This is a genomic window from Streptomyces sp. NBC_00122, assembly GCF_045160845.1.
GTDB lineage: Bacteria > Actinomycetota > Actinomycetes > Streptomycetales > Streptomycetaceae > Streptomyces.
Genome location: NZ_CP108191.1, coordinates 6,851,397 through 6,872,584 on the forward strand (window position 1 = coordinate 6,851,397; position 21,188 = coordinate 6,872,584).

The window sequence follows — 21,188 nt, forward strand, 5'->3', positions numbered from 1 at the left end:
GTGATGGGGGCTCGACAGGGTTCCGGAGGCCGCCGGCCCCGATCGGGTGCACAGGGCCGCGGCCACCGGGCCGGTGTGGCCCCGCGAGGTCAGTCGCCGTCGGCCGCGTCGCCCCGCGAGGTCCGGGTCCGGCGCAGGTCGGACTCGGTGAGGGCTTCCAGCTCGCCGTGGGTGTCCATCCAGTAGAGGAAGAAGACGGCCGGGGCGACGAGCAGCAGCGCGACGAGGCTGACCACCAGGAGCCAGGCCAGCGTCTGGGAATCGCCCGCGGCGTCCGCGATGGTCAGGGACGTGGGGATGAGGTAAGGGCGCTGGGCGAACCCCCAGGCGAAGATGGCCGCGCCGACGATGCCGACGGCGCTGAAACGGGCCCGGTGGACCTCGCCCCGCAGCACGAACAGCGCCGTGGCGGCGAAGAACACCGCGGACACGATCACGAGGGCGAGCCCCGCACCGTGGGTGAGCCCGTGCCAGACGTAGGGGGCGTCGCCGTGGGTGACGAGGAGCACGCCCACGGCCGTCAGGGCGACCGCGACGAGACCGATGAGGGCGCGGAGCCGGAAGTAGCCGACGAGGTCGGGTGCGTCGAAGCGTACGGCGTCGGCGGTCAGGAACACGGCGCCGAGGAGCGCGGTCGCGGCGACGGTGAGCAGCCCGAACAGGAGGGACGTGGGGTTGGCCCACGCGTCCGCCGAGGCCTTGGTACCGGGCGCGACCCGGCCGGAGGCGATGCCGCCGACGGCCGCCCCGAGGAAGAACGGGGTGAGCAGGGAGGCGACGGCGAACACGGCGCCGTAGAGGCGCCGGCGGGCCAGCCGGCGGGAGGGTTTGCGCAGGGCGAATCCGGCGCCGCGCAGGACCGTGCCCAGGACCGCCAGCGCCAGGGGGAGCCACATCGCGGTGAACACGGTCTGGAACATCACGGGGAACCCGGTCCACATGAGGACGAGGACGAAGATCAGCCAGACGTTGTTGACCTCCCACACGGGAGCCATGGCGTGGTCGATCAGCCATCGGGGGCGCTTGCCGCGCTCGGCTCCGCCGGCCGTCAGGTCCCAGAAGCCCGCCCCGTAGTCGGTCCCGCCGGCGCAGGCGTAGGCGGTCACGGCGAGCAGCATCACGAAAGCGACGAAGTCGGCCATCACGCTCCATCGCCCCCGGAGCCGCTGGAGCCGCCGTCTTCCGAGGACCGGGCGTCGCCGGCCGGGACCGGAGGTCGCGGACCGTAGGGGGTGACCGACTCCGGTGTCTCGACGTGCTGCCCACCTGCCTGTTCGTCGGCCAGGCGCCAGCGGTCACGCATCTTCAGCAGGATGGCGACGAACGACCCGAAGACGAACACGTACACGACGATCACCAGGCCGAACATGATCCAGAGGGTGGAGGAGCGGGTCGAGGTCACGGCCTCGGCGACGCGCATGTTCTGGTAGACGATCCAAGGCTGGCGGCCCACCTCGGTCGTGATCCAGCCGCATTCGACGGCGACGAGGGAGGCGGCGCCGGCGCAGGCAGCACTGAGGTAGAACCACTTGGAGCGGGGCAACCGGCGGTGGCGCAGCCAGATCAGGCCGTACCAGAGGGCGAGGAGCACCAGCAGGGAGCCGATGACGACCATGACGTCGAAGGCCCAGTGCGCGATCGTGGCCTGCGTGGCGTTCGGCCGGTCGCTCGCCGGTACGGAGGTCAGCCCGGTCACCTGGGTGTCCGGTTTGAAACCGGCCAGGATGGAGTCGAGCTGGGGGATCTTGATGCCGCCGGATACCGACCCGTCCGGGTGGAGCCGGCCGAAGAGGTACTCCGGAACGTGGGTGTCGGTGTTCCAGACGATCTCCATCGCCGCGAACTTCACCGGCTGCTTGTGGAACACCTGCCGGGCGATCGAGTCGCCCAGCATGAACTGCACCGGAGTGGCCACCGCGGCAATGGTGAAGGGGACCGTGAAGCCGAGCCTGTGGTAGCGGTCCCGGCGGCCGCGCAGCCATCCGACGGCGTAGACGCCTGCCACGACGTAGCCCGCCGTCACCAGCATCGCCATCACGAAGTGCCAGTACTGGGGCCCGAACATCGGGGTGAAGATGGCCTTCCAGACGTCCACGTCGACCGGGTTGCCCTCGGAGTCGAGCGAGAAGCCCTGTGGGGTGTTCATCCACGAGTTGGCGGCCAGGATGCCGAAGGCCCCGAGCAGCGCGGTGGCCGGCAGCGGCAGCCCGAGCAGGAAGTGGGTGCGTGGCTTGAGCCTGCGCCAGCCGTACAGGTAGATGGCGATGAGCACCGCTTCGAGGAAGAACGCCCAGGCCTCGACGCCGAACCCGACGCCGAAGACATCGCCCCACCGGCCCATCAGTCCCGGCCAGAGCAGGCCGAACTCGAACGACAGTACGGTGCCGGTGACGACGCCGATCGCGAACTGCACCGCCATCACGGCCGACCAGCGCCGGGCCAGCAGCAGGGCTGTGGCGTCGTTCCGGCGCAGGCCGCGGTAGTGCATGACGAGGGTGATGAGCGGCAGTGCCACTCCCATCGGCACCAGGAGGATGTGGGAGGCGAGGGTGAACGCCATGAGTTCCCTGGCCGGGAGCATTTGGGCGGGGGCGTCTGCCGCCAGCAGGTGGACCGTGGTGTGCATACGTTCCTTTGCCGCTCGGGATGACTGGTGGGCGGGGGTCAGCCGCCGGTGGCGAAACCGGGGAAGAGGGTCATCCCGCCGTCCACGTAGAGCGTGGTGCCCACGACGTAGTCCATGAGGTCGGAGGCGAGGGCCACCGCCGCGTGGGCGATGTCCTCGGGGTCGCCGATGCGCACGTAGGGGATCAGCCGGAGCAGATCCTCGCGCGCCGCCTCCGTCTCCCACGCGTCGCGGTTGATCGGAGTCTTGATGGCTCCCGGAGCGATCGCGTTCACGCGGATCTTCTTGGGCGCGAGTTCCTGGGCCAGGGTCGTCATCAGCATGTGCACGCCCCCCTTGGAGGAGGCGTAGTTGGCGTGACCCGCCCAGGGAATGATCTGGTGGACGGAACTCATGCAGATGATCTTTCCGGCCGCCCGGGACACCTCAGGGACGACGCCGCGCCGCAGGAACTCCTTCGTCGCCTCCCGCGCGCAGAGGAACTGGCCCGTGAGGTTGACGTCCAGCACCTTCTGCCACTGGGCGAGCGTCATCTCCTCGAACGCGGCGTCGCGCTGCAGCCCGGCGTTGGCGACCAGGATGTCGATCGTGCCGAATTCCTGGACCATCCGGTCCATCATGGCCACGACCTGGTCCTCCTGGGACACGTCCGCCTCGTACGCGGCGGCGCGCACGCCGAACGAGGCGATCTCCTCGACCACCTTCTCGGCCTCTTCCTTGCCGGCCACGTAGTTCACGACCACGTCGGCGCCGGCTCGGCCCAGGCCGATGGCCGTCGCCTTGCCGATTCCGCTGTTGGCGCCGGTGACCAGCGCTTTCTGGCCCTTGAGCAGGTGAGCGGGGAACACGTCCTGCGGTACGCCCTCGGTGGAACTCACGATCGACTGCCTCCTCGACTGCCCGGTCCGGATCCGGTCCGCCGGACCGCGGCCCGACAGGCTCCGAACGCCACGGAAGCACCCTCTTCGCGGATCGGCAGCCCGGGCGGGGTGCTCTTGGGCCACGCGGCCGAGCACCAACCCCCGGTCGGAGCAAGCTCCGCGGTCAGCTCAGCCGTTCCACGAGGTGGTCGCCCACGCGCAGGGCGTTCGCGATCGCAGTGAGGGACGGATTGACCGCGCCGATGCTCGGGAAGAAGCTCGTGTCGACCACGTACAGGTTGTCGAGATCGTGGGCCTTGCAGTCCACGTCCAGTGCGGATGTGGCCGGGTCGTCGCCGAACCGGACGGTGCCGGCCTGGTGGGCCGTGGCGCCGATCGGCATGCCCTTGTGGAGGTAGAGGCTGCGCGACAGGAGATGGTGCTCCTGCATCCCCAGATGGCCGAGCATGCCCTGGAGCTTGTGCCGCAGGCGTTTCAGCCCCGCGATGTTGTTCTTCTCGTCGAGCACGAGACGGATGGTGCCGTCGCCGTCGACCGTGACCCGGTTGTCGGGGAGGGGAAGGTCCTCGCCGCACAGCCAGAAGTCGACCGCGTGGTGGGCCATGACCTCGAAGGGCATGTCGGGGGTCACCTTGCCCGCCCAGCGGGGCGCCTCGCCGTGGATCTGGTCGGCGTCCGACTTGCCGAGCATCTGGATGCCGCCCAGCGGGTACTCCCAGTCGTCGGCGCCGAGGTACCAGTCGTGCAGGGCCAGGGTCTTCTGGAACTTGGTGTCGTTGGGTTCCTTCGAAATGGCCATCAGGGCGAGGTTGTTGTGACGCATGTAGTGGCGGCCGACCACGTCGGAGCTGTTCGCCAGCCCGCGGGGGTGGCGGTCGTTGGCCGAGGCCAGAAGGAGCACCGCCGAGTTGACCGCCCCGCAGGCGACGACCACGATGTCCGCGGAGTAGGAGGCCTCCACCCCGTCCTCGCCCCGGGTCACGACCGTGCTGACGCTCCGTCCGGCCGGGTCGGTCTCCAGCCGGACCACCCGGGCGTTGGTGATCATTTCTACGTTCGGGTGCCGCAGCGCGGGCTCCACGCAGATCACCTGGGCGTCCGACTTACCGCGTACCAGGCAGGGGAAGCCGTCCACGCGGTCGCAGCGGATGCAGACGCTGGAGCGGGTCGCCCGCCCGTTCTCGTCCTGTCGCAGGTCGACGCCGATGGGCAGGTGGAACGGGTGCAGGCCGCGCTTCTCCAGGTCGTCGCTCAGTTGCTGGATGCGCGGCTCGTGTTCGACCGGCGGGTAGGCGTACTGGTCGCTGTACGGCCCTTCCCACGGGTCCTCTCCGTGCCGTCCGTGGACCTTGTAGAGGTGCTCGGCCTCGGTGTAGTAGGGCTCCAGGTCCTCGTACCTGATCGGCCAGGCGGGCGACAGCCCGTCGTGGTGGCGGAGCTCCCCGAAGTCCTCGGGCCGCAGCCGGAAGAGGGCGGCGCCGTAGAACTTGGTGTTTCCCCCGACGTAGTAGTTGACCTCGGGCGGGAACTCGTCGCCGTGCTTGTCCAGCCAGAACTCCGGGGCACGGTACTTGCCCTTCACGAACACGGCGGTGGAGTCCCAGTTGTCCCGCTCGCGGGGGAGGTAGTCGCCGCGTTCGAGGATGAGTACGCGTTTGCCGGACGGAGCGAGCCGGTGGGCGAGCGTACCGCCGCCGGCGCCGGTACCGATGATGACGACGTCGTAGTGCGGGGAGTCGCCCACGGCGACCACACTCCTTGCGCTCGTGGGCCCGCCCTGTTACCGGGCCCTCTCTCTGCGCTCTGCCGGGACACGGCAGCCACCCCACCTCTTCGAACGTATCCCCCCTTGCCGTGCGTGGCGACCGGACGGGGCCCCGCACGCGGCCGTCACAGAACGGCGATCGGGTTCACGGGCGAGCCGGTGGCCGACGGAAGCCGCAGCGGCGCGACCGCGCACAGGAAGGACCACCGGCCCGCGCGTGTGCACGCCTCGGTCAAGTCCTCGAACTGCAGGTAGTCCATCAGGTGCAGTCCCATGGCGTGCATCGCCAGTACGTGCACGGGAAAGCCGATCCCGGCCACCGCGCTCGGGGCGGTGTCGTGGTTGCCGTCCGCGCCCAGCACGGCGACCTGCCGCTCGGCCAGGAACCGCACGGCCGTGGGATGAAGTCCGGCCCGGGCCCGCTCCGCGTCCCACGCCCCGTGCTCCAGGCGCCGCAGGCGATGCCCCACTCGTACGAAGAGCATGTCTCCCGGGCCGACCCGGACGCCTTGGGCCGCCTCCGCCGCGGTCAGATCGTCAGCGGTCACGTGATCCCCGGGCTCCAGCCAGGGCACGCCCCGCAGCCGCGGAACGTCCAGGAGCACGCCACGGCCGACGATGCCGTTCCGGACGGTTTCGACGGAGAGCGCGCCGGCGCCCTCGGGCGTCACACTGCTCGCCGGCACGCCGTTGTAGAGCTCCCCGTCGAACAGCACGTGGCACAGCGCGTCGAGATGACTGTCCGCGTCCCCGTGCACGTTCATCGAGAACCGGTCGCGCGCGAAGTGCAACCCGTCGGCGACGGCCTCACCGGCGGACGGCGCGATCATCCTGTGACGTGCGGGTTCGGGATTGTCCGGGCCGGACAGGGTTTCGATGGGCGCGGCGAGGGACACCGTGAGTCCGGAGCGGACCTCGGCGGTGGCGGCCACCACGCGCTCGGGCGTCAGGTGGCCGAGTGTGCCGCGGCGGTCGTCGGGGGCGCGCGGGCACATGCCGCGCAGCTCCTCGTACAACGCGCGAAAGGCGTCACCGGTCATGGGCCGCGGCGTCGACGGCCCGGCCGCCGCGGTCACCAGGCCCCCCACGGAACCAGGCCCCAGCGGAACACGTGGCTGCCGCCCGGTTCCAGGACGGTGAGCCCCGTGCCGCTGCGCAACGCGTCGGCCGGGCACGACATCGGCTCGATGGCGACACCGCGCCGGCGCCGCCCGGGCTCCGGCAGCGTGTCCCCGGTGTACACCTGCACGTACCGGACGCCCTCGATGAGCCGTACGTCGATGCCGTACCTCCCCGAAGGGTGCGCCAGCCGGACCGCGCAGTGGCCTGCGGGGTCGTGGTCGAGACCCGTGTACGCGGTGTCCAGTCGCTCCTCGCCGATGGGCCGGGCGGTGCGGAAGTCGTACGCCGTGCCCTCGACCGGTTCCTCGCCGGTCGGCAGGCCGTGTTCGTCGGTGACGAGCCGGGAGCGGGCCGGCACGGTCAGCAGCGCGGTGTCCACCAGGCCGGTGCCCACGGTCAGATAGGGGTGCTGGCCCACGCCGTAGGGCGCGGCGGCGTCCCCCGCGTTGGTGGCGGTGACAGTGGTCTCAAGCCCCTCCGGGCCCAGCCGGTACTCGGCGTGGACCTCCAGCTGGTACGGGTATCCGGGCTGCGGGAAGAGGGTGGTGCCCACCGTGACCGCGTCGTCGCTGCGGCCGAGCAGCCGCCACGGTACCCACCTCAGGAGCCCGTGGATCGCGTTGTCGTTCTCCGGTTCGGTCAGCGGGAGTTGCAGGTCCTCGCCACCGAAGTGGTACTGCCCGCCTGCCACCCGGTTCGGCCAGGGCACGAGAAGCTGCCCCCGTCCGCCGGTGATCCGCTCGTCGGCGGCGAACCCGTCGAGCAGGGCCCGCCCGCCCACCTCGTAGTGGCGCAGCGCGCCGCCCAGCTCGACCACCACCGCCTCGTGGGCGGCGTGACGCAGCCGCCACTGTTCTCCCGATGCGGTGGGGGGCATGTGCGGCTCCTCGGTCGGTGCGGCGGGGGAGGGCGCCGTGCGGGCGCCGGCGTCGAGCAGGGCGATGGCGGCATCGACGACGGCCTCCGGGGGCTGGTCGATGTCCACCATGCAGGCGTGCTCGTCGGGCTCCGGCTCCTGGAGGTCGGCGAACTGGCTGTCCAGCAGCCGTGCGGGGAAGAAGTGGCCGTGCCGGGACATCAGCCGGGAGCGGATGAGCTGCCGTGAACCGTGCAGATAGACCAGACGTACTTCGGGCCGTCCCTGGGCCAGTTGGTCCCGATAGGCTCGCTTGAGGGCGGATACGGCGACGACAGCGGGTTCCCGCGCTGCGATCCGCCGGTCGATCCATGCCTCGACGTCGGCCAGCCACGGGCGTCTGTCCTCGTCGGTCAGGGGTTCGCCGGCCGCCATCTTGGCCCGGTTCGCCGGAGAGTGGAAGTCGTCGGCGTCCTCCTGCGCCCAGCCGAGCCGGTCGGCCATCAGCCGCACCACCGTGGACTTCCCCGACCCCGCCACGCCCGTCACGAGCACCACGGCTGCGGGCACGTGGTGGCGTGCCATACGGCCTCCTCGGTGCGGTGCGGTGACGGTGCGGTACGACCGGCCCGTCCGGTTCCGGCCGGGTACTTCCACTCTCGGCGCGCGCCGTCCGCGGCGCACCTCGGCGACCGTGCGGCGGAGATGGGGCGAAACGGGGGTACGGCGGTGGCCTCAGGCGGAGCCGGACGCGCCGGGGGCGGGGGCGGGGGCATGGGCGGCCGGCGGTTCCGCGGATTTGCCCACGGGTGGAATGACGGGCCCGGGTGGCAGCAACTGGGTCGTCACGAAGGACACGACGGCCGCCAGCATCACCACGGGTGTCATGGCGACGCTGCCGAGCACCACGACGACGAGCACGATGCTGCTGACCGGTAGCCGCAAGGCACTGGTCGTCGCGGCCGCCATGCCCGCGGCCATTCCCGGTACGACCCCCAGCCCCGGCAGGGGCGCGAGCAGCACACCGATCGCACAGCCCAGGAACAGCGACGGGAACACGGGGCCGCCCCGCAGGCTGCCCAGGCACAGGGCGTAGGCGGCGCCCGTGCAGAGCACCACCGCGATCAGGGCCCCGACCCCCCAGGCATGCGGATCGGCGGCCATCCGGCTCAGCGTCCCCTGGCCGGAGGACGACACGTCAGCGGGCGACAGGCCGGTGGTGAGTGCGTACACGGCGGAGCAGACGCCCGCTGCCAGGGCGCACAGGGTCGTACGGGCGACGGTGCGCTTCGCGACGAACCGCGCGGTCAGTCGCCCTCCTCGCATGATCAGATGCAGGAGGGCGCCGATGGCCACTGCCATCGGGACCGCCCAGAGCACGTCCCCGGCATCGATGTGCGGAACCGGCACGCCCACCTTCACGGAGAGGCTGGGCGCATCGAGACCGGTCCAGCGGCCGAAGCCGGTGAACACGAGCGAGCCCACCCCGCTCGACAGCAGCGCGGGCAGCATGACCGCGAACAGCTGTGGCCCGCCCACCCCGGCCACTTCGATGAGCAGCACCCCCGCGATCAGCGGGCTCCCGAAGATCACCGCGACCGCCGCCGCTGCCCCGGCCGCGCCCAGGAGTGCCGTGCTCTGGGCGGTCGCCGGCACCCGCGCCAGATCCCTGAAGAGCAGCGCCAAGCCGCCACCGAGGGCGATCAACGGGGCCTCCGGGCCGAGCGTGGCGCCGAGGGGAAGGCTGATCATGGCGGCGAGGATCACACTGGGCAGGGCTTTCGCCGACAGACCGCCCGTGTGCAGTCCCCCGGCGGGGATGTGGCCCCCGGCGCCGGGCAGACGGGTGACCACGAGCCCGACGGCCACGCCGGCCACGAGCAGCAGCGGCAACGGCCACCACCACGGCGGGGCGTCCCAGCCCAGAGCCTCCGGCAGACCGGCCCACATCAGGTGCTCCAGCTCGTGGAGGGCGACCAGGAACCAGAACGCCACCAGCGATACCGGAATACCCATGAGGGCGCAGAACACGAGCGCCTTGAGATAACCGGGACTGCGCAACAGCGCACGCAGCCGGTCCGCCTCTTCGGGCTGTGCCCCTCCGGCAGGCTGCTCCGAGGGGCGCGGATCCGATGCCGTCATGGGATGTGTCCCGTCTCGGTTCTGGCCGTCCGTTTCAGGCGAGGAGCCTGGCCTGCTGAATCGCGGAATCCTCCTCGGTCATTGCAGCATCCGGTCGTAGGCTTCGCATGTCCGGACGGGCCGGGAAGCGGAGTGCGGACGTCAAGCGCCGACCAGGGTGCTGGAGCCGCCCGTCAGGGTGACGTGCAGGCCGTCCGGCCGGACGTGTACGGACGTTGCCTTGAGCCCGAGCGGGTATTCCTTCAGCGCGCCCCGCTCAGTTCCGAGAGCGCCGTCGCCCATCCCGAACCGGCTGGTGGGGACGGAGCGGCCGAACACGGTGAGCCCGTCCACGGCGAGCGTGACCTTCCCGTCCGCGAGCACGGGACGCAGTGTCAGCTGTCCGACGCCGCCTGGGCCGACGGCGGCGAGGACGGTTCCGTTCGCCGGGTCCGTGGTGACCGTGGTCACCGGAACGGACGGTGCGGCGGTCCGGATCGCGGTGGCGATGGACTGCGGGGAGGCGGTCACCTGGACGTGGGTGCTGCCGACGGTGGTCTTCTCGCCGAGGCGGACGTCGTCGAGCCGTGCGCGTACGCAGACTTGGGAGAGCGGTCCGAGGCGGGCGTCGTCGCTGCTGATGTCCAGCCGGGGGATGCTCTCCTGCGCCAGGTCCCACAGGACCCAGTCGCCGGACGCGCTGACCGCGACGTCGTCGCCGAGGCCGGGTGCCGCTTGCGCGATGTGGTCACGGATCCTGTTGCGGGCCGTGTACTCGGCCGCGCCCGTGGCGACGACGGCCACCAGGAGCACGGCGGTCGTGACCGTGAGGACGAGGTGGCGGCGCATGGCTGCCCGGGTCTTCGTCACCCGCTGGTTCATCGGCGCTCTCCCCGGGCGGGCGCGAGGGCGGGGGCGGGCAGGGAGGCGGGCGGGGAGCTGGGTGCGGCGGGGGGCCCTTCGGGGTCGAGATGCGGCAGGAGCCGGTCGAGCCAGCCGGGGAGCCACCAGTTGGCCCGCCCGAAGAGGTACATGCACGCGGGCACCAGGAGCAGGCGCACCACGGTGGCGTCGATGATGACGCTGACCCCGAGGCCGAGGGCGAGCATCTTGACGGCGACGTTCGTGGAGAGCAGGAACGCCAGGAAGACGCTGGTCATGATCAGGGCCGCGCAGGTGATGACGCGGGCCGTGGCGGCGAGGCCGGTCGCGACGGCCAGGTGGTTGTCCTTGCGGTGCAGCCACGTCTCGCGGATCCGGGAGAGCAGGAAGACCTCGTAGTCCATGGAGAGTCCGAAGACGATCGCGAACATCATCATCGGCACGTAGGACTCGACGGGCACCTTCTCGGTGACGCCGAACAGCGCGCCGCCCCAGCCCCATTGGAAGACCGCGACGACCACGCCGTAGGCGGCGGCGATGGAGAACAGATTGAGCACGGCGGCCTTGAGCGCGATCAGCGGGCTGCGGAACACGGTGAGCAGCAGCAGGAACGCGGCGGCGACCACCACGGCGATGATCAGGGGCAGTTGGGTGGTGAGCGTGTCGGTGAAGGTCTGGGTGGCGGCGGCGGTGCCGGTGACGTAGCCGGTGGCGCCGGTGCCCGACAGCGTGGTCGGCACCGTGTCGTTCTGCAAGGTGTGGATCAGGTCGGTGGTGGCCCGCTCCTGCGGGCCGGTGGTGGGAGTGACCGTGGTGATGAGCAGGGCGTGGTCGGGGCTGGGGGCCGGGGGCGTCACGGAGGCGACGCCGGGTACGCCGGCCAGCGCCTGCTGGATCGAGTCGGCGAGGGCCCCGCGCTCGCCCTGGTCGGCGACCTGCCGGCTGTCGAGGTGGGTGACGACGGTGACGGTGCCGTTGGCTCCGGGGCCGAAGCCCTCCGTGATCAGGTCGTAGGCGCGGCGGTCGGTCCGGCTGGTGGGCTGCGCTCCGGCGTCGACGTGGCCGAGCCGCATGGAAGCGACGGGGATGGAGAGGACGCCGAGCAGGAGCAGGCCGCTCACCAGGAAGAGCCAGGGGCGCCGGCTGACCTTGACGGCCCAGCGGTGCCAGACGTCCGACTCGCCGGTGGGTTCGGCGACCGGCGTACGCACGTGCAGGCGGTCGATCCGGCGGCCGAGCAGACCCAGCAGCGCGGGAGTCAGCGTCACGGACGCGGCAGCGGCCACGACGACACTGAGCCCGGCCGCGACGCCGAGGGTGCCGATGAAGCTCACGCCGCTGACGCAGAGCCCGGCCAGGGCCATGGCGACCGTGGCGGCGGCGACCAGCACGGCACGGCCGCTGGTGGCGACCGTACGCCCGACCGCCTCGGCGGGTTCCGTTCCGGAGTGCAGCAGAGCCCGGTAGCGGGTGGCCAGGAAGAGCGCGTAGTCGATGCCGACGCCGAGACCCATCATCGCGGCCAGGGTCGGGGACGCCTGGGCGAAGTCGAACTGCCGGGCGAGCAGTCCGAGACCGGCCAGGCTGACGGCCAGGCCGGTCACGGCCGTCAGCAGCGGCAGCCCGGTGGCGGCGACGCTGCCGAAGCCGATCAGCAGCACGAGCACGGCGACGGCCAGACCGATGGCCTCTGAGGTGCGGTCGGCGGACTTGGGCGTGGCCAGCTGCCCCAGCGGGGCCCCGTACTCGACGGTGACCTGGTCGGCGCGCAGCGGCTGGACGGCGGTCTCGACCTCGGCGAGGTAGGACGGGTCGAAGGTCGCCGGGTTGCCGTTGAAGCGGACGGTCATCTGGGCGATGCCGCCGTTGGCGGAGACCGCCCCGGGTGTGGTGAGCGGGTCGGCCACCGACAGGACGTTCGGCAGGCGGCTCAGGTTGCCGACGGCCGAATCGATCGCGGCCCGGTGACTGGTGAGCGAACCCTGGTCGGTGGTGATCACGATGGGGGCGGCTGTGCCACCGGAACCGCTCGTGTGGGCCGTGAGCAGGTCGGCGCCGGTCTGGGTAGGGGTACCGGGCAGGGAGAAGCTGTCCGCGAAGGTGCCGCCCCACGTGTGGTTGGCCAGCCCGAGGCCGATCAGGAGCAGCACCCACAGGGCCACGACCCGCCAGGCATGCCGTGCGCACCAGTGCCCGCTGCGGTGGAGGAGTCCGCGCCCCTCGGCCGATTGAGTGTTCATGGGGCTCACTGTGCGCGGTGCGTGTAAGGCGTCTGTGGGCGCATTGTTCGGGGAATGTACGGGTGAGGGCGCGCCCGCCGGGACGAGGGCCGGGATCAGGGCCGGGACGAGGGCCCGCGCGTCCTCAAGCCGCGTCGGGTGCCGGCGGCAGGGCGACGGTGAAGCAGGCGCCGCCTTCCGGGCCGTGCCCGTCGACGCGGATGGCGCCGCCGAGGCGGCCGGTCAGGCGGTGGGCGATGGCCAGCCCCAGGCCGCTGCCGACCGGGCGGGTGCCCCGGTAGCGCTCGTTGAGGGCACCGTGGTCGAAGGCGATGCGCACGTCGTCGTCGGTGAGGCCGGGTCCGCCGTCGCGGACCTGCAGCTCGGCCCCGCCGCCCGCGGCCGCGCGGACGGCGAGGACCAGGGGTGCGCCCTGGGGCGTGACCCGCAGGGCATTCTGCACCAGGCCGTCGATCAGCTGCCGGACCCGGAAGGCGTCCGTCTCGACGACGACGGGCTGCCCCGGCTGCTCAAGCCGGAGATCGACACCGTGGCGTGCGCAGAGGCCGGTCCAGAAGGCGGCGGCCTCGCCGACGACCGCGCAGAGGTCGGACGGTGCCACGTCGAGGCGGAAGTCGTCCGCCTCCAGCCGGGCCAGGTCCAGCAGGTCTCCCAGGAACCGGTCCAGGCGGCGGGTCTCGTCGGCCAGGATGCCGCCGACCTCGGCCAGCCGCTCCGGCTCGATCAGACCGTCGGCGAGCGCCTCCGCGTACCCCTGCAGCGCGGTCAGCGGCGTGCGCAAGTCGTGGGAGACGGAGAGCAGGAACTCCCGCTGCCGGTTCTCGCTGCGCGCCAGCGCCTCGTCCAGGACGTTGAGGGCGCGCCCGATGTCCGCGGTCTCCCGGGGACCGTCGACCGGGGCCGGTACGCCGCGTTCGCCGTCGGCGAGCCGGTGCGAGATCTGCGCGGCCTTCACGAGCGGACGCGCGATGCGGCGGGCCAGGAGCGCTCCGGCCAGGGCCGCGCCGAGCATGCCGACGATCAGCGGCGCGATCACGTTGCGACGGATCTGGTTCGTGTTCCGGGTGACGACCGTGTACGGCTCGGCCAGCACCACCGCCCCGCCGCGCACGCCGGGCTGCCCCACCAGCAGCACGTCCTGGCCGCCCAGGATGCCGTCGGTGGACACCGGCTCCCCCGACAGCAGAGCCGACTTCGAGGTCCGGTCGACGGCCGGGGTGGCGGTTCCGCTCACCGTGCCGTCCGGGGCGATGACCGCGAGCTGCACACCGTTCGGCCCCGCCAGTACCTGGGCGCCGTTGAAGAGCGTTTCGGACAGGGCCGGCAGGCGGCTGAGCACCGTTGCCTGACGCGTCAGCTGGTCGCGTTCGCGCTGCTCCGCGCCGTGCGAGGCGGTCTGCCAGGCGACCAGCCCGGTCAGCGCCACGGCGAGCGCCGCCACCACGGTGGTCAGCACCACGATGTTGCGTGCCAGGGAGCCACGACGGGGGCCGGAACGGGGGCGGTTCACGTGCGGGGAGCCGTCGCGCTGTACCCGACGCCGCGGACCGTGCGGATCGGGCTGGCGTCGCCGAGCTTGGCGCGCAGCTGCGAGACGAAGACGTCGACCATCCGGGTGTCTCGGTAGCCCGGGTACCCCCATACCTGGGCGAGCAACTGCTCACGGGTGAAGACCTGCCCCACGTGCTGGAGCAGGTGTGCGAGCAGATTGAACTCGGTGGCGGTGAGCTCGACCGGCTGACCGTCGCAGCGCACGGTGCGGCTGACCGGGTCCACGCTGAGCCGGCCGACGCTCTCGGGCGGCCGGCCGGGCGGCCCCGCCGCCCGGCGCAGTACGGTCTTGACCCGGGCGACCAGCTCGCGCGGCGAGAACGGCTTGGTCAGGTAGTCGTCGGCGCCCAGTTCGAGGCCGAGGATCCGGTCGGCCTCCTCACCGCGCGCGGTGACCAGCAGTACCGGCGTCCAGTCGCCCGCGTCGCGCAGGGCGCGGCAGAAGGCGATGCCGTCCATGCCCGGCAGGCCGATGTCCAGCACGATCGCCACCGGGCGCATCCGCCGCGCGGCCGCGAGCCCGGCGGTCCCGTCGGCCTCGACGTGGACACCGAATCCCTCGCGCGCCAAGTAGAGCCTTTGCACATCGGAGATGTGGCGCTCGTCCTCGACGATCAGCACGAGGCCCCTGGACTCCGTCATCACTGCCTTTCGCATACGGTGAACACCGTCGATGCTAACCGCGTCGATCCGGCCTTCCGCTGGACGCGCCGCCACCCGTACATTCCCCGAACAATGCGCCGACGGCTCCCTCGCACCCGCCGGTGAAGGCCGGGGCTGCTCCGAAACCACCTGGTGGGCGGCCCGTTCGCGTGGCCTGCGGGGCGAACTCCCGCCCCGCGGCGGCGCTCGGACAAGATTGTCCGAGCCCGCTGTTAGGGTGACGTGCGCCCGTCAAGACGGGCTGTCTCAGTCACTGATATTTCAACGGGGTTGAACGTGAAGCTTCGCCATGTCCGCGCCATTGCCGTGTTCGGAATCGCGATCGTCGCACTCACCGGAGCCCGCGGCTCCCACGGCGGGAGCTGCGGCGGCAGTCACGGCTCGAGCCACAGCAGCTCCAGCGGGGGCACCAGCGGTGGCAGCCACGACAGCAACAGCACCAGCGGCAGCACCAGCAGTGGAACCGTCAGCGGCGGTTCCAGCAGCAACAACAAGGCCGAGCGCGACATCAAGATAGACAACTGCAAGATGGACGCCGCGAGCAAGAAGATGGTCGCCCGGCTCACCGTCACCAACAGCGGTTCGGTGGACTACACCTACAACATCACCATGAAGTTCCGGGGCGCCACCTCGACCGCGGACCTGGCCCAGGCCAACGTGACCGCGCTCAAGGTCAAGGCGGGTGCGTCCCAGCAGGCCGAGGCCACGACGGCCTACACCGGGAAGGGCGACGGCAGCGAGTTCAAGGAGTGCGTCGTCGGGAGCGCGACGAAGAGCGCCCTCTGACGCACGGAGTCCCGGCCTCGCCGGTGCCCTGAGCGGGATCACGGCCTCGCCGGTGTCACACCGGCGAGGCCGCCGCGCACCGCGGATGTCGTGCAGAGTCGGCGACGGCGTCGAGCAGAACTGGTCAATTGCCTGCGCATGCCGGTCAATCGGGGGTGCGATTTTCGGCCACGTGGTCGGATGTCCCCTTCTGCTTCTGCGGGATTCGACGAGTGCGAGGCGCAGCGTGACAGCGACGACCGAAGAGCTGTTCCGGGCTCTGCTGGAAGCGGCACCGGACGCGATGGTGATCGTGGACGACGCCGGCGTGATCCGGCTCGTGAACGCACAGACGGAGGCCTTGTTCGGCTACCCCCGGGAGGAACTCCTGGGGCACCTCATCGACGTGCTGGTGCCCGAGAGGTTCCGCGGCCACCATCCGGCCCACCGGCTCGGATACGCGGCGAGCCGCCAGGTCCGCCCCATGGGCGCGGGCCTGGAGCTGTACGGACTGTGCCGCGACGGGCGCGAGTTCCCCGTGGAGATCAGTCTCAGCCCCCTGGAGACCCCGGAGGGACTGCTTATCTCGGCGGCCGTGCGGGACGTCAGCGAACGCAGGGTCGCCGAGGAGCGCTTCCGGGCGCTGCTGGAGGCGGCGCCCGACGCGATGGTGATCGTCGACGAGAGCGGCATCATCCAGCTCGTCAACGCCCAGACGGAGGCGCTCTTCGGCTACGCCCGCGAGGACCTGCTGGGGCGGCCGGTCGAAGTGCTCGTCCCGCAGCGGTTCCGCGGACACCACTCCGACTTCCGGCACAGCTACTTCGTCAACCGCCAGGTCCGGCCCATGGGTGCGGGGCTGGAGCTGTACGGACTGTGCCGCGACGGGCGCGAGTTCCCCGTCGAGATCAGCCTCAGCCCCCTGGAGACGCCGGACGGCACCCTCGTCTCCGCGGCCATCCGCGACGTCACGGACCGCAAGGCCGCCGAGGAGATGCTCGCCCAGCTCTACGAACAGCAGCGCCACGTCGCCCTCACCCTCCAGCGGAGCCTCATGGGGTCACCGCCGGACGTGCCGGGCATGCCGACGGCGAGCCGCTACTTCCCCGCCCGGCAGGGCGCCGGAGTGGGCGGCGACTGGTTCGACCTGATCCCCCTGGGCGGCGGCCGGGTCGGCGTCATGATCGGCGACGTGATGGGACGCGGCCTGGACGCCGCCGCCGTCATGGGACAGCTCAGATCCGCCTCCCACGCCCTGGCCAAGACCGGGATGGCTCCCTGGCAGCTCATGCGCGCCCTCGACGCCGTGGTCAGTGAACTCCCGGACCAGTTCGTCACCTGCTGCTACCTGGTCGTCGACGCCGACGCCGCCGAAATAACGGTCTGCTCGGCCGGGCACCTGCCGGTCCTGCTGGTCGCCGCGAGCGGGGAGGTGAGCCGGCTGCCGGCCGAGGTGAGCGTGCCGCTCGGCGTGGGCGAGGTGCCCCACCACGAAAGCCGTCACACGGTCGAACCCGGCTCCGTGCTCGCCCTCTACACCGACGGGCTGGTGGAAACTCCGGGGAGCGACATCGAAGGACAGGTGGACGGGCTCGCCGCGGCGCTGGAGAAGGCCCTCGCGACGGCCGACGGCCTGGAGGGCGCCGCCGACCGACTGCTGGCCGATCTGCTGCCGGACGCCGATGACAACCCCGACGACGTCACCCTGCTGCTCGCCCGCATCCCCGACACCCCGGTGACCGCGCAGACCGTGGTCCTGGCCGCCGACCCGAGCAGCGTCGGCGAGGGACGACGCTTCCTGCGCTCCACCCTCGCGTCGTGGGGCACGGACGACGAGCAGCTCCGCGAGACGGCCTGCCTGCTCGCCTCCGAGCTGCTCTCCAACGCGGTGAGGTACAGCCGCGGCCCCGTCCGCCTCCGACTGCGTCAAGCCGGCCGGGAACTGAGCGTCGAGGTCTGCGACGGCAGCCCCGTCCTGCCCCAGGCCCGTTTCGCCGCACCCGAGGCCGAATCCGGCCGCGGTCTGCTCCTCGTCGACTCCCTCGCCACGTCCTGGGGCACCCTCCCGACGGCCGAGGGCAAGGCCGTCTGGTTCTCCCTGCCGCTCCCCGCCCCGCGCCGCTGACACCGCTTCGCTGCGGCTACCGTACGTCGAGCACATCGGCCGCCCGGCGTCGCGGCGTGGCGGGGCCCTGGGGGCCGTAGCCGAGGCGCAGCACCATGTGGACGTGGCCCATCGGCGCTACCGGGTCGCGGACGGCCCAGCGCAGTTCGGGCCATTCGAGGGGCTGCGAGGTCATCGAGGCGACGAGCCCGTCCGCCGTGGCCCGCAGGAGGACGCGCTGCAGCGCCTGGCCGGCGCGGAGCCAGTCCGCCGGAGTGTCCTCCGACGTACCGAGCAGCGCGATGCGGGGGTTCTGCTCGAAGACGGCCGACTCACGCCCCGGAACAGGGCGCCAGCTGCCGAAGTCCCGTACCGGCGCACGGGATCCCGACTGGCGGGGGCCGAACGCGTACGCGGGGATGCCCGCGTCGGTCGGCCCGTCGGGCGCCGCGTCCGTACGGGTCCACCGGGCGGTTTCCTCCTGTGCCGCCGGGTCCATCGCCTCGCGGTGCTCGGAGTCGTGTACGAGCTCCAGTACGGCTTCGGTGTGCCAGACGTCGGGGAGGAACAGCCGCGCCCCTTCGAGGAGGGCCGCCGCGCACAGGCCGTCCTGTACGGCGGGCGGGATCTCCTCATCGGTGAAGGGGAAGCGGCTGGTGTGGCGGCGCCGCACGGCGGGGTACAGGGACGTGAGGGCGGGGTCCGCGGCCGTGGTCTCACGCAGCACCGCGTCCGCCAGGTGCCACGGTCTGTCGTTGTCGGGCAGGAGCGTGACGGCCGCCTCCCAGCCGCGCTCCGCCGCGGCCACCCGGAGGTTGAACAGGGCCGCGGCGCAGCCGAGATGCAGGGCCCGCAGATCCGGGTCGGTGTGGGGCATGGCACGTTCGGGGTCACCGTGCAGCTCGATCCTCCGGTCGTGGGGCCACAGGACGAATTTCCACGGCTGGGCGTTGTGCATGGACGGTGCGGTGACGGCGTCCTCGATGAGGGCGAGCACCGCGGTGGCGTCGAGCGGTGGTGCGGACACGGTCGGATCCTGTCTGTGCGGCGCTTCAGTCCTGCGCTGCGGCGGCCGGGTGCTCGTCGCCGCCCATGTCGAGACGGAACGGGGGGTACTCGTCCGTCATCAGCGCGGCGTACGCCGTGACGCGGAGCACCCAGCGGTTGAGTCCGATCAGCAGGTCGAACAGATCGCGGGGGTACTTCCGGGTGAAGGCCAGCGCGACGACCGCGAACAGTGCGAGCAGGCTGATCAGGCCACCGCTCCAACAGCCCCTTTGCGCCGTCCCGGTGAGGATGGCGACCACGAGGTACTGCGGGATGGCGAGCAGCCACCACTTGACCAGGACCAGGCCCCGCGAGAGCCGCTCGGGGTAGGCGATGTCCAGGCGGGCCGGATAGTCGGGCTCGGGGCCGAGGCTGAACGGCGGGTACCGGTCGGTCCCCAGCACGGCGTACGAGTAGTACGAGACCCGCCAGGACCAGCGGAGCACCCCGAGGTTGAAGTCGAAGAGGGCCCGGGGGTAACGCTCGGTGAAGAGGATGGCGAAGAACGCGATCACGCCGACCACGAAGAAGGCGATCCAGAGGAAGGTCAGCACGATGTAGTGCGGAATGGCCAGGATCCACTTGACCAGCCACAGCCAGCGAGAGAGCGGAGCGTCCAGCCTGGCCGTCACAGTGACCGGCGGGTAGGAGGTCTGCATGGTCATGGAGCTCACCTCCTCGGCTCACCTCGCCCTCTCCCATCATCCGGGCTGAGCGCGCCGCACTCCACTCGGGCGCGCACATCGCAGCCGCGCCGGGATACTGGTGACCATGAGCGCGTACCCCGCGGCTTGGTCGGCGGCCGACCTGCCGGACCTCACGGGCCGCACGATCGTGGTGACGGGCGCCAGCAGCGGCCTGGGCGCCGTCACGGCCCGTGAGCTCGGGCGGGTGGGCGCCCACGTCGTACTCGCCGTCCGGGACACCGCCCGGGGCGACGCCGTGGCGGCCGGCTGCGGCAGGCACGCCGAGGTCCGCAGGCTCGACCTGGCCGACCTCGCCTCCGTCCGGGCCTTCGCCGCGCAGTGGGACGGGCCGCTCGACACCTTGATCAACAACGCCGGGGTCATGGCCGTCCCGGAGCGCCGCACGGCCGACGGCTTCGAGATGCAGCTGGGCACCAATCACCTGGGACCGTTCGCGCTCACCAACCTGCTGCTGCCGTGGATCACCGGCCGTGTCGTCTCCGTCGCCTCCAACGCCCACCGCAGGAAGGGCGTCGACATCGACTTCGACGACATCAACTCGCATCGGAACTACAGTCCCTGGCGCGCGTACCAGCAGTCGAAGCTGGCCGACCTGCTCTTCATCCGCGAACTCCAGCGCCGCCTCACCGAAGCGGGCTCACCCGTCACGGCGCATGCCGCCCACCCCGGGTACGCGGCGACGAACCTCCAGGGCGGCAGCGGCAGCCCCGTCCAGCGGGCGATCATGAAGGTCACCAACCGGTTCATTGCCCAGTCCGATGCCATGGGCGCCCTGCCCATCCTGTACGCCGCCACCCAGCCGCTGCCCGGCGGCAGCTACACGGGCCCGCAGGGCCGCGGCGAACTGCGGGGGCACCCCGGCCCGGCCGTCCTGAGCCCCCAGGCCCGGGACGACGCGCGGGCCCGCCGCCTGTGGCGGGTGTCGGAGGATCTCACCGGGGTGTCGTTCCCCGGGTAGGGGGCTGCCCGATCAGGGACGAAAGCGCAGCGGGTGGTCCGCCGGCACCTCCACGACGGCGATGCGCACGCCGTCGGGGTCGGCGATCCACATCTCGATCAGGCCCCAGGGCTCGCGCCGTGGAGGCCGCAGCACCTCGGCACCCCGGCCGCTCAGCTCCTCGTACGCCGCCTGCACGTCCGCGACTTGGAGCCACAGCTGCAGCCCGGGCGCGGGCGGCGCCTCGGCGCGTCCCGACACCTCCAGGAACCCGCCGCCCAGGAAGTAGACCGTGCCCCGGTCGGGGCCGGTGCCGAACTCGCGGTAGACGGCCAGCTCCAGGGTGTCGCCGTAGAAGGCGCGTGAGCGCTCGGGATCCGTGGGACGCAGCAGAATCCTGCTGCCCAATACATGCACCATGTCCCCACCTTGGCCCACGCGGCGTCCCGTCGGGTGTTCCCGACACACCTGTGGCACGACCCGGGCCCGCGGCCCGGAATGTGGACGCGGCCGGCCTTATGGTCGGAGCATGGTACGCAAGCGCGTGATCGTGTCGGGGATCGTGCAAGGGGTGTTCTTCCGGGACACGTGCCGCCGTGAGGCGCTGGCGCACGGTGTGTCGGGGTGGGTGCGGAACCTGCCCGACGGCGATGTCGAGGCATGGTTCGAAGGGGGCGAGGACGCCGTCGCGGCGATGGTGCGGTGGGCGCGTACGGGGCCTGCGGCGGCCGAGGTCCGCGCCGTCGAGGTCCGCGAGGTGACCGGCACGCCGGAGGAACTCTTCGGCTTCGAAGTACGGTCCACTCCCCGGGACGCGGTCTGAGCGGGCGCGTTCCGCCTCCCGCCGGCAGGTGCCCTTTCCCGTCGCGTCTACGGCTCCCCGACGGGGGTAGGGGCGCAGCATGAGGCATCAGAAGACCG

General features: G+C 71.7%; 18 protein-coding genes. 4 read left to right on the forward strand and 14 right to left on the reverse strand.

The genetic code is table 11. The features are described from left to right. Nucleotides 1-89: 89 nt before the first annotated feature. From OG737_RS31235 to OG737_RS31285, 11 genes are all read right to left on the reverse strand, one after another. Nucleotides 90-1,142, reverse strand: coding sequence for a cytochrome d ubiquinol oxidase subunit II (locus OG737_RS31235; RefSeq protein ID WP_328929550.1), 1,053 nt, complete (start codon nucleotides 1,140-1,142; stop codon nucleotides 90-92). Further along, nucleotides 1,142-2,626: a cytochrome ubiquinol oxidase subunit I gene (locus OG737_RS31240; protein ID WP_328929551.1), complete on the reverse strand. Its 1,485-nt coding sequence runs from the start codon at nucleotides 2,624-2,626 to the stop codon at nucleotides 1,142-1,144. Before OG737_RS31240 ends, OG737_RS31235 begins: the two co-directional genes overlap by 1 nt. A gap of 38 nt (nucleotides 2,627-2,664) precedes the next feature. Further along, a complete protein-coding gene (locus OG737_RS31245) occupies nucleotides 2,665-3,459 on the reverse strand; it encodes an SDR family oxidoreductase (RefSeq protein WP_328930535.1) in 795 nt (264 codons plus the stop codon). A 211-nt stretch (nucleotides 3,460-3,670) separates the two neighbouring features. Beyond that, nucleotides 3,671-5,251 (reverse strand): GMC family oxidoreductase, encoded by a 1,581-nt coding sequence (locus OG737_RS31250; protein ID WP_328929552.1) that lies wholly within the window; start codon nucleotides 5,249-5,251, stop codon nucleotides 3,671-3,673. A gap of 146 nt (nucleotides 5,252-5,397) precedes the next feature. Continuing rightward, nucleotides 5,398-6,312 carry a cyclase family protein gene (locus OG737_RS31255; RefSeq protein ID WP_328929553.1) on the reverse strand — a complete coding sequence of 305 codons (915 nt, stop codon included), beginning with the start codon at nucleotides 6,310-6,312 and terminating at the stop codon, nucleotides 5,398-5,400. A gap of 32 nt (nucleotides 6,313-6,344) precedes the next feature. Continuing rightward, a complete protein-coding gene (locus tag OG737_RS31260) occupies nucleotides 6,345-7,835 on the reverse strand; it encodes a gluconokinase, GntK/IdnK-type (protein WP_405922271.1) in 1,491 nt (496 codons plus the stop codon). Between the two features lie 150 nt (nucleotides 7,836-7,985). Beyond that, nucleotides 7,986-9,392 (reverse strand): chloride channel protein, encoded by a 1,407-nt coding sequence (locus OG737_RS31265; protein ID WP_405922272.1) that lies wholly within the window; start codon nucleotides 9,390-9,392, stop codon nucleotides 7,986-7,988. A 141-nt stretch (nucleotides 9,393-9,533) separates the two neighbouring features. Then, nucleotides 9,534-10,253, reverse strand: coding sequence for a DUF2993 domain-containing protein (locus OG737_RS31270; RefSeq protein ID WP_405922273.1), 720 nt, complete (start codon nucleotides 10,251-10,253; stop codon nucleotides 9,534-9,536). Continuing rightward, nucleotides 10,250-12,493 carry an MMPL family transporter gene (locus tag OG737_RS31275; RefSeq protein WP_405922274.1) on the reverse strand — a complete coding sequence of 748 codons (2,244 nt, stop codon included), beginning with the start codon at nucleotides 12,491-12,493 and terminating at the stop codon, nucleotides 10,250-10,252. The genes OG737_RS31270 and OG737_RS31275 overlap by 4 nt, the downstream gene beginning before the upstream one ends. A 124-nt stretch (nucleotides 12,494-12,617) precedes the next feature. Then, complete coding sequence (locus OG737_RS31280) at nucleotides 12,618-14,003, reverse strand: HAMP domain-containing sensor histidine kinase (RefSeq protein ID WP_328929558.1); 1,386 nt, start codon at nucleotides 14,001-14,003, stop codon at nucleotides 12,618-12,620. Then, on the reverse strand, nucleotides 14,000-14,686 hold the full coding sequence (locus OG737_RS31285) for a response regulator transcription factor (protein ID WP_328929559.1): 687 nt from the start codon (nucleotides 14,684-14,686) through the stop codon (nucleotides 14,000-14,002). Before OG737_RS31285 ends, OG737_RS31280 begins: the two co-directional genes overlap by 4 nt. Nucleotides 14,687-14,983: 297 nt before the next feature. Between OG737_RS31285 and OG737_RS31290 the strand changes: the two genes are divergently transcribed. Together OG737_RS31290 and OG737_RS31295 are read left to right on the forward strand one after the other, a co-directional pair. Next, entirely contained in the window at nucleotides 14,984-15,493 is a 510-nt protein-coding gene (locus OG737_RS31290) for a hypothetical protein (RefSeq protein WP_328929560.1), read from the forward strand. Nucleotides 15,494-15,719: 226 nt separating this feature from the next. Then, on the forward strand, nucleotides 15,720-17,597 hold the full coding sequence (locus OG737_RS31295) for a PAS domain S-box protein (protein ID WP_328929561.1): 1,878 nt from the start codon (nucleotides 15,720-15,722) through the stop codon (nucleotides 17,595-17,597). Between the two features lie 16 nt (nucleotides 17,598-17,613). Here OG737_RS31295 and OG737_RS31300 read toward each other — a convergent pair whose 3' ends face one another. After that, nucleotides 17,614-18,603, reverse strand: coding sequence for an Acg family FMN-binding oxidoreductase (locus OG737_RS31300; RefSeq protein WP_328929562.1), 990 nt, complete (start codon nucleotides 18,601-18,603; stop codon nucleotides 17,614-17,616). A 25-nt stretch (nucleotides 18,604-18,628) separates the two neighbouring features. Continuing rightward, nucleotides 18,629-19,288 carry a DUF4389 domain-containing protein gene (locus OG737_RS31305; RefSeq protein ID WP_328929563.1) on the reverse strand — a complete coding sequence of 220 codons (660 nt, stop codon included), beginning with the start codon at nucleotides 19,286-19,288 and terminating at the stop codon, nucleotides 18,629-18,631. A 106-nt stretch (nucleotides 19,289-19,394) separates the two neighbouring features. Between OG737_RS31305 and OG737_RS31310 the strand changes: the two genes are divergently transcribed. After that, the gene (locus OG737_RS31310) at nucleotides 19,395-20,288 is read left to right on the forward strand and encodes an oxidoreductase (RefSeq protein ID WP_328929564.1); all 894 of its coding nucleotides are present in this window, start codon (nucleotides 19,395-19,397) and stop codon (nucleotides 20,286-20,288) included. Nucleotides 20,289-20,300: 12 nt separating this feature from the next. On the opposite strand, the gene OG737_RS31315 is transcribed toward OG737_RS31310, so the two are convergent. Next, nucleotides 20,301-20,687: a VOC family protein gene (locus OG737_RS31315; protein ID WP_328929565.1), complete on the reverse strand. Its 387-nt coding sequence runs from the start codon at nucleotides 20,685-20,687 to the stop codon at nucleotides 20,301-20,303. A gap of 109 nt (nucleotides 20,688-20,796) precedes the next feature. On the opposite strand from OG737_RS31315, the gene OG737_RS31320 reads away from it, so the two are divergent. Beyond that, complete coding sequence (locus tag OG737_RS31320) at nucleotides 20,797-21,090, forward strand: acylphosphatase (RefSeq protein WP_328929566.1); 294 nt, start codon at nucleotides 20,797-20,799, stop codon at nucleotides 21,088-21,090. Nucleotides 21,091-21,188 lie beyond the last annotated feature (98 nt).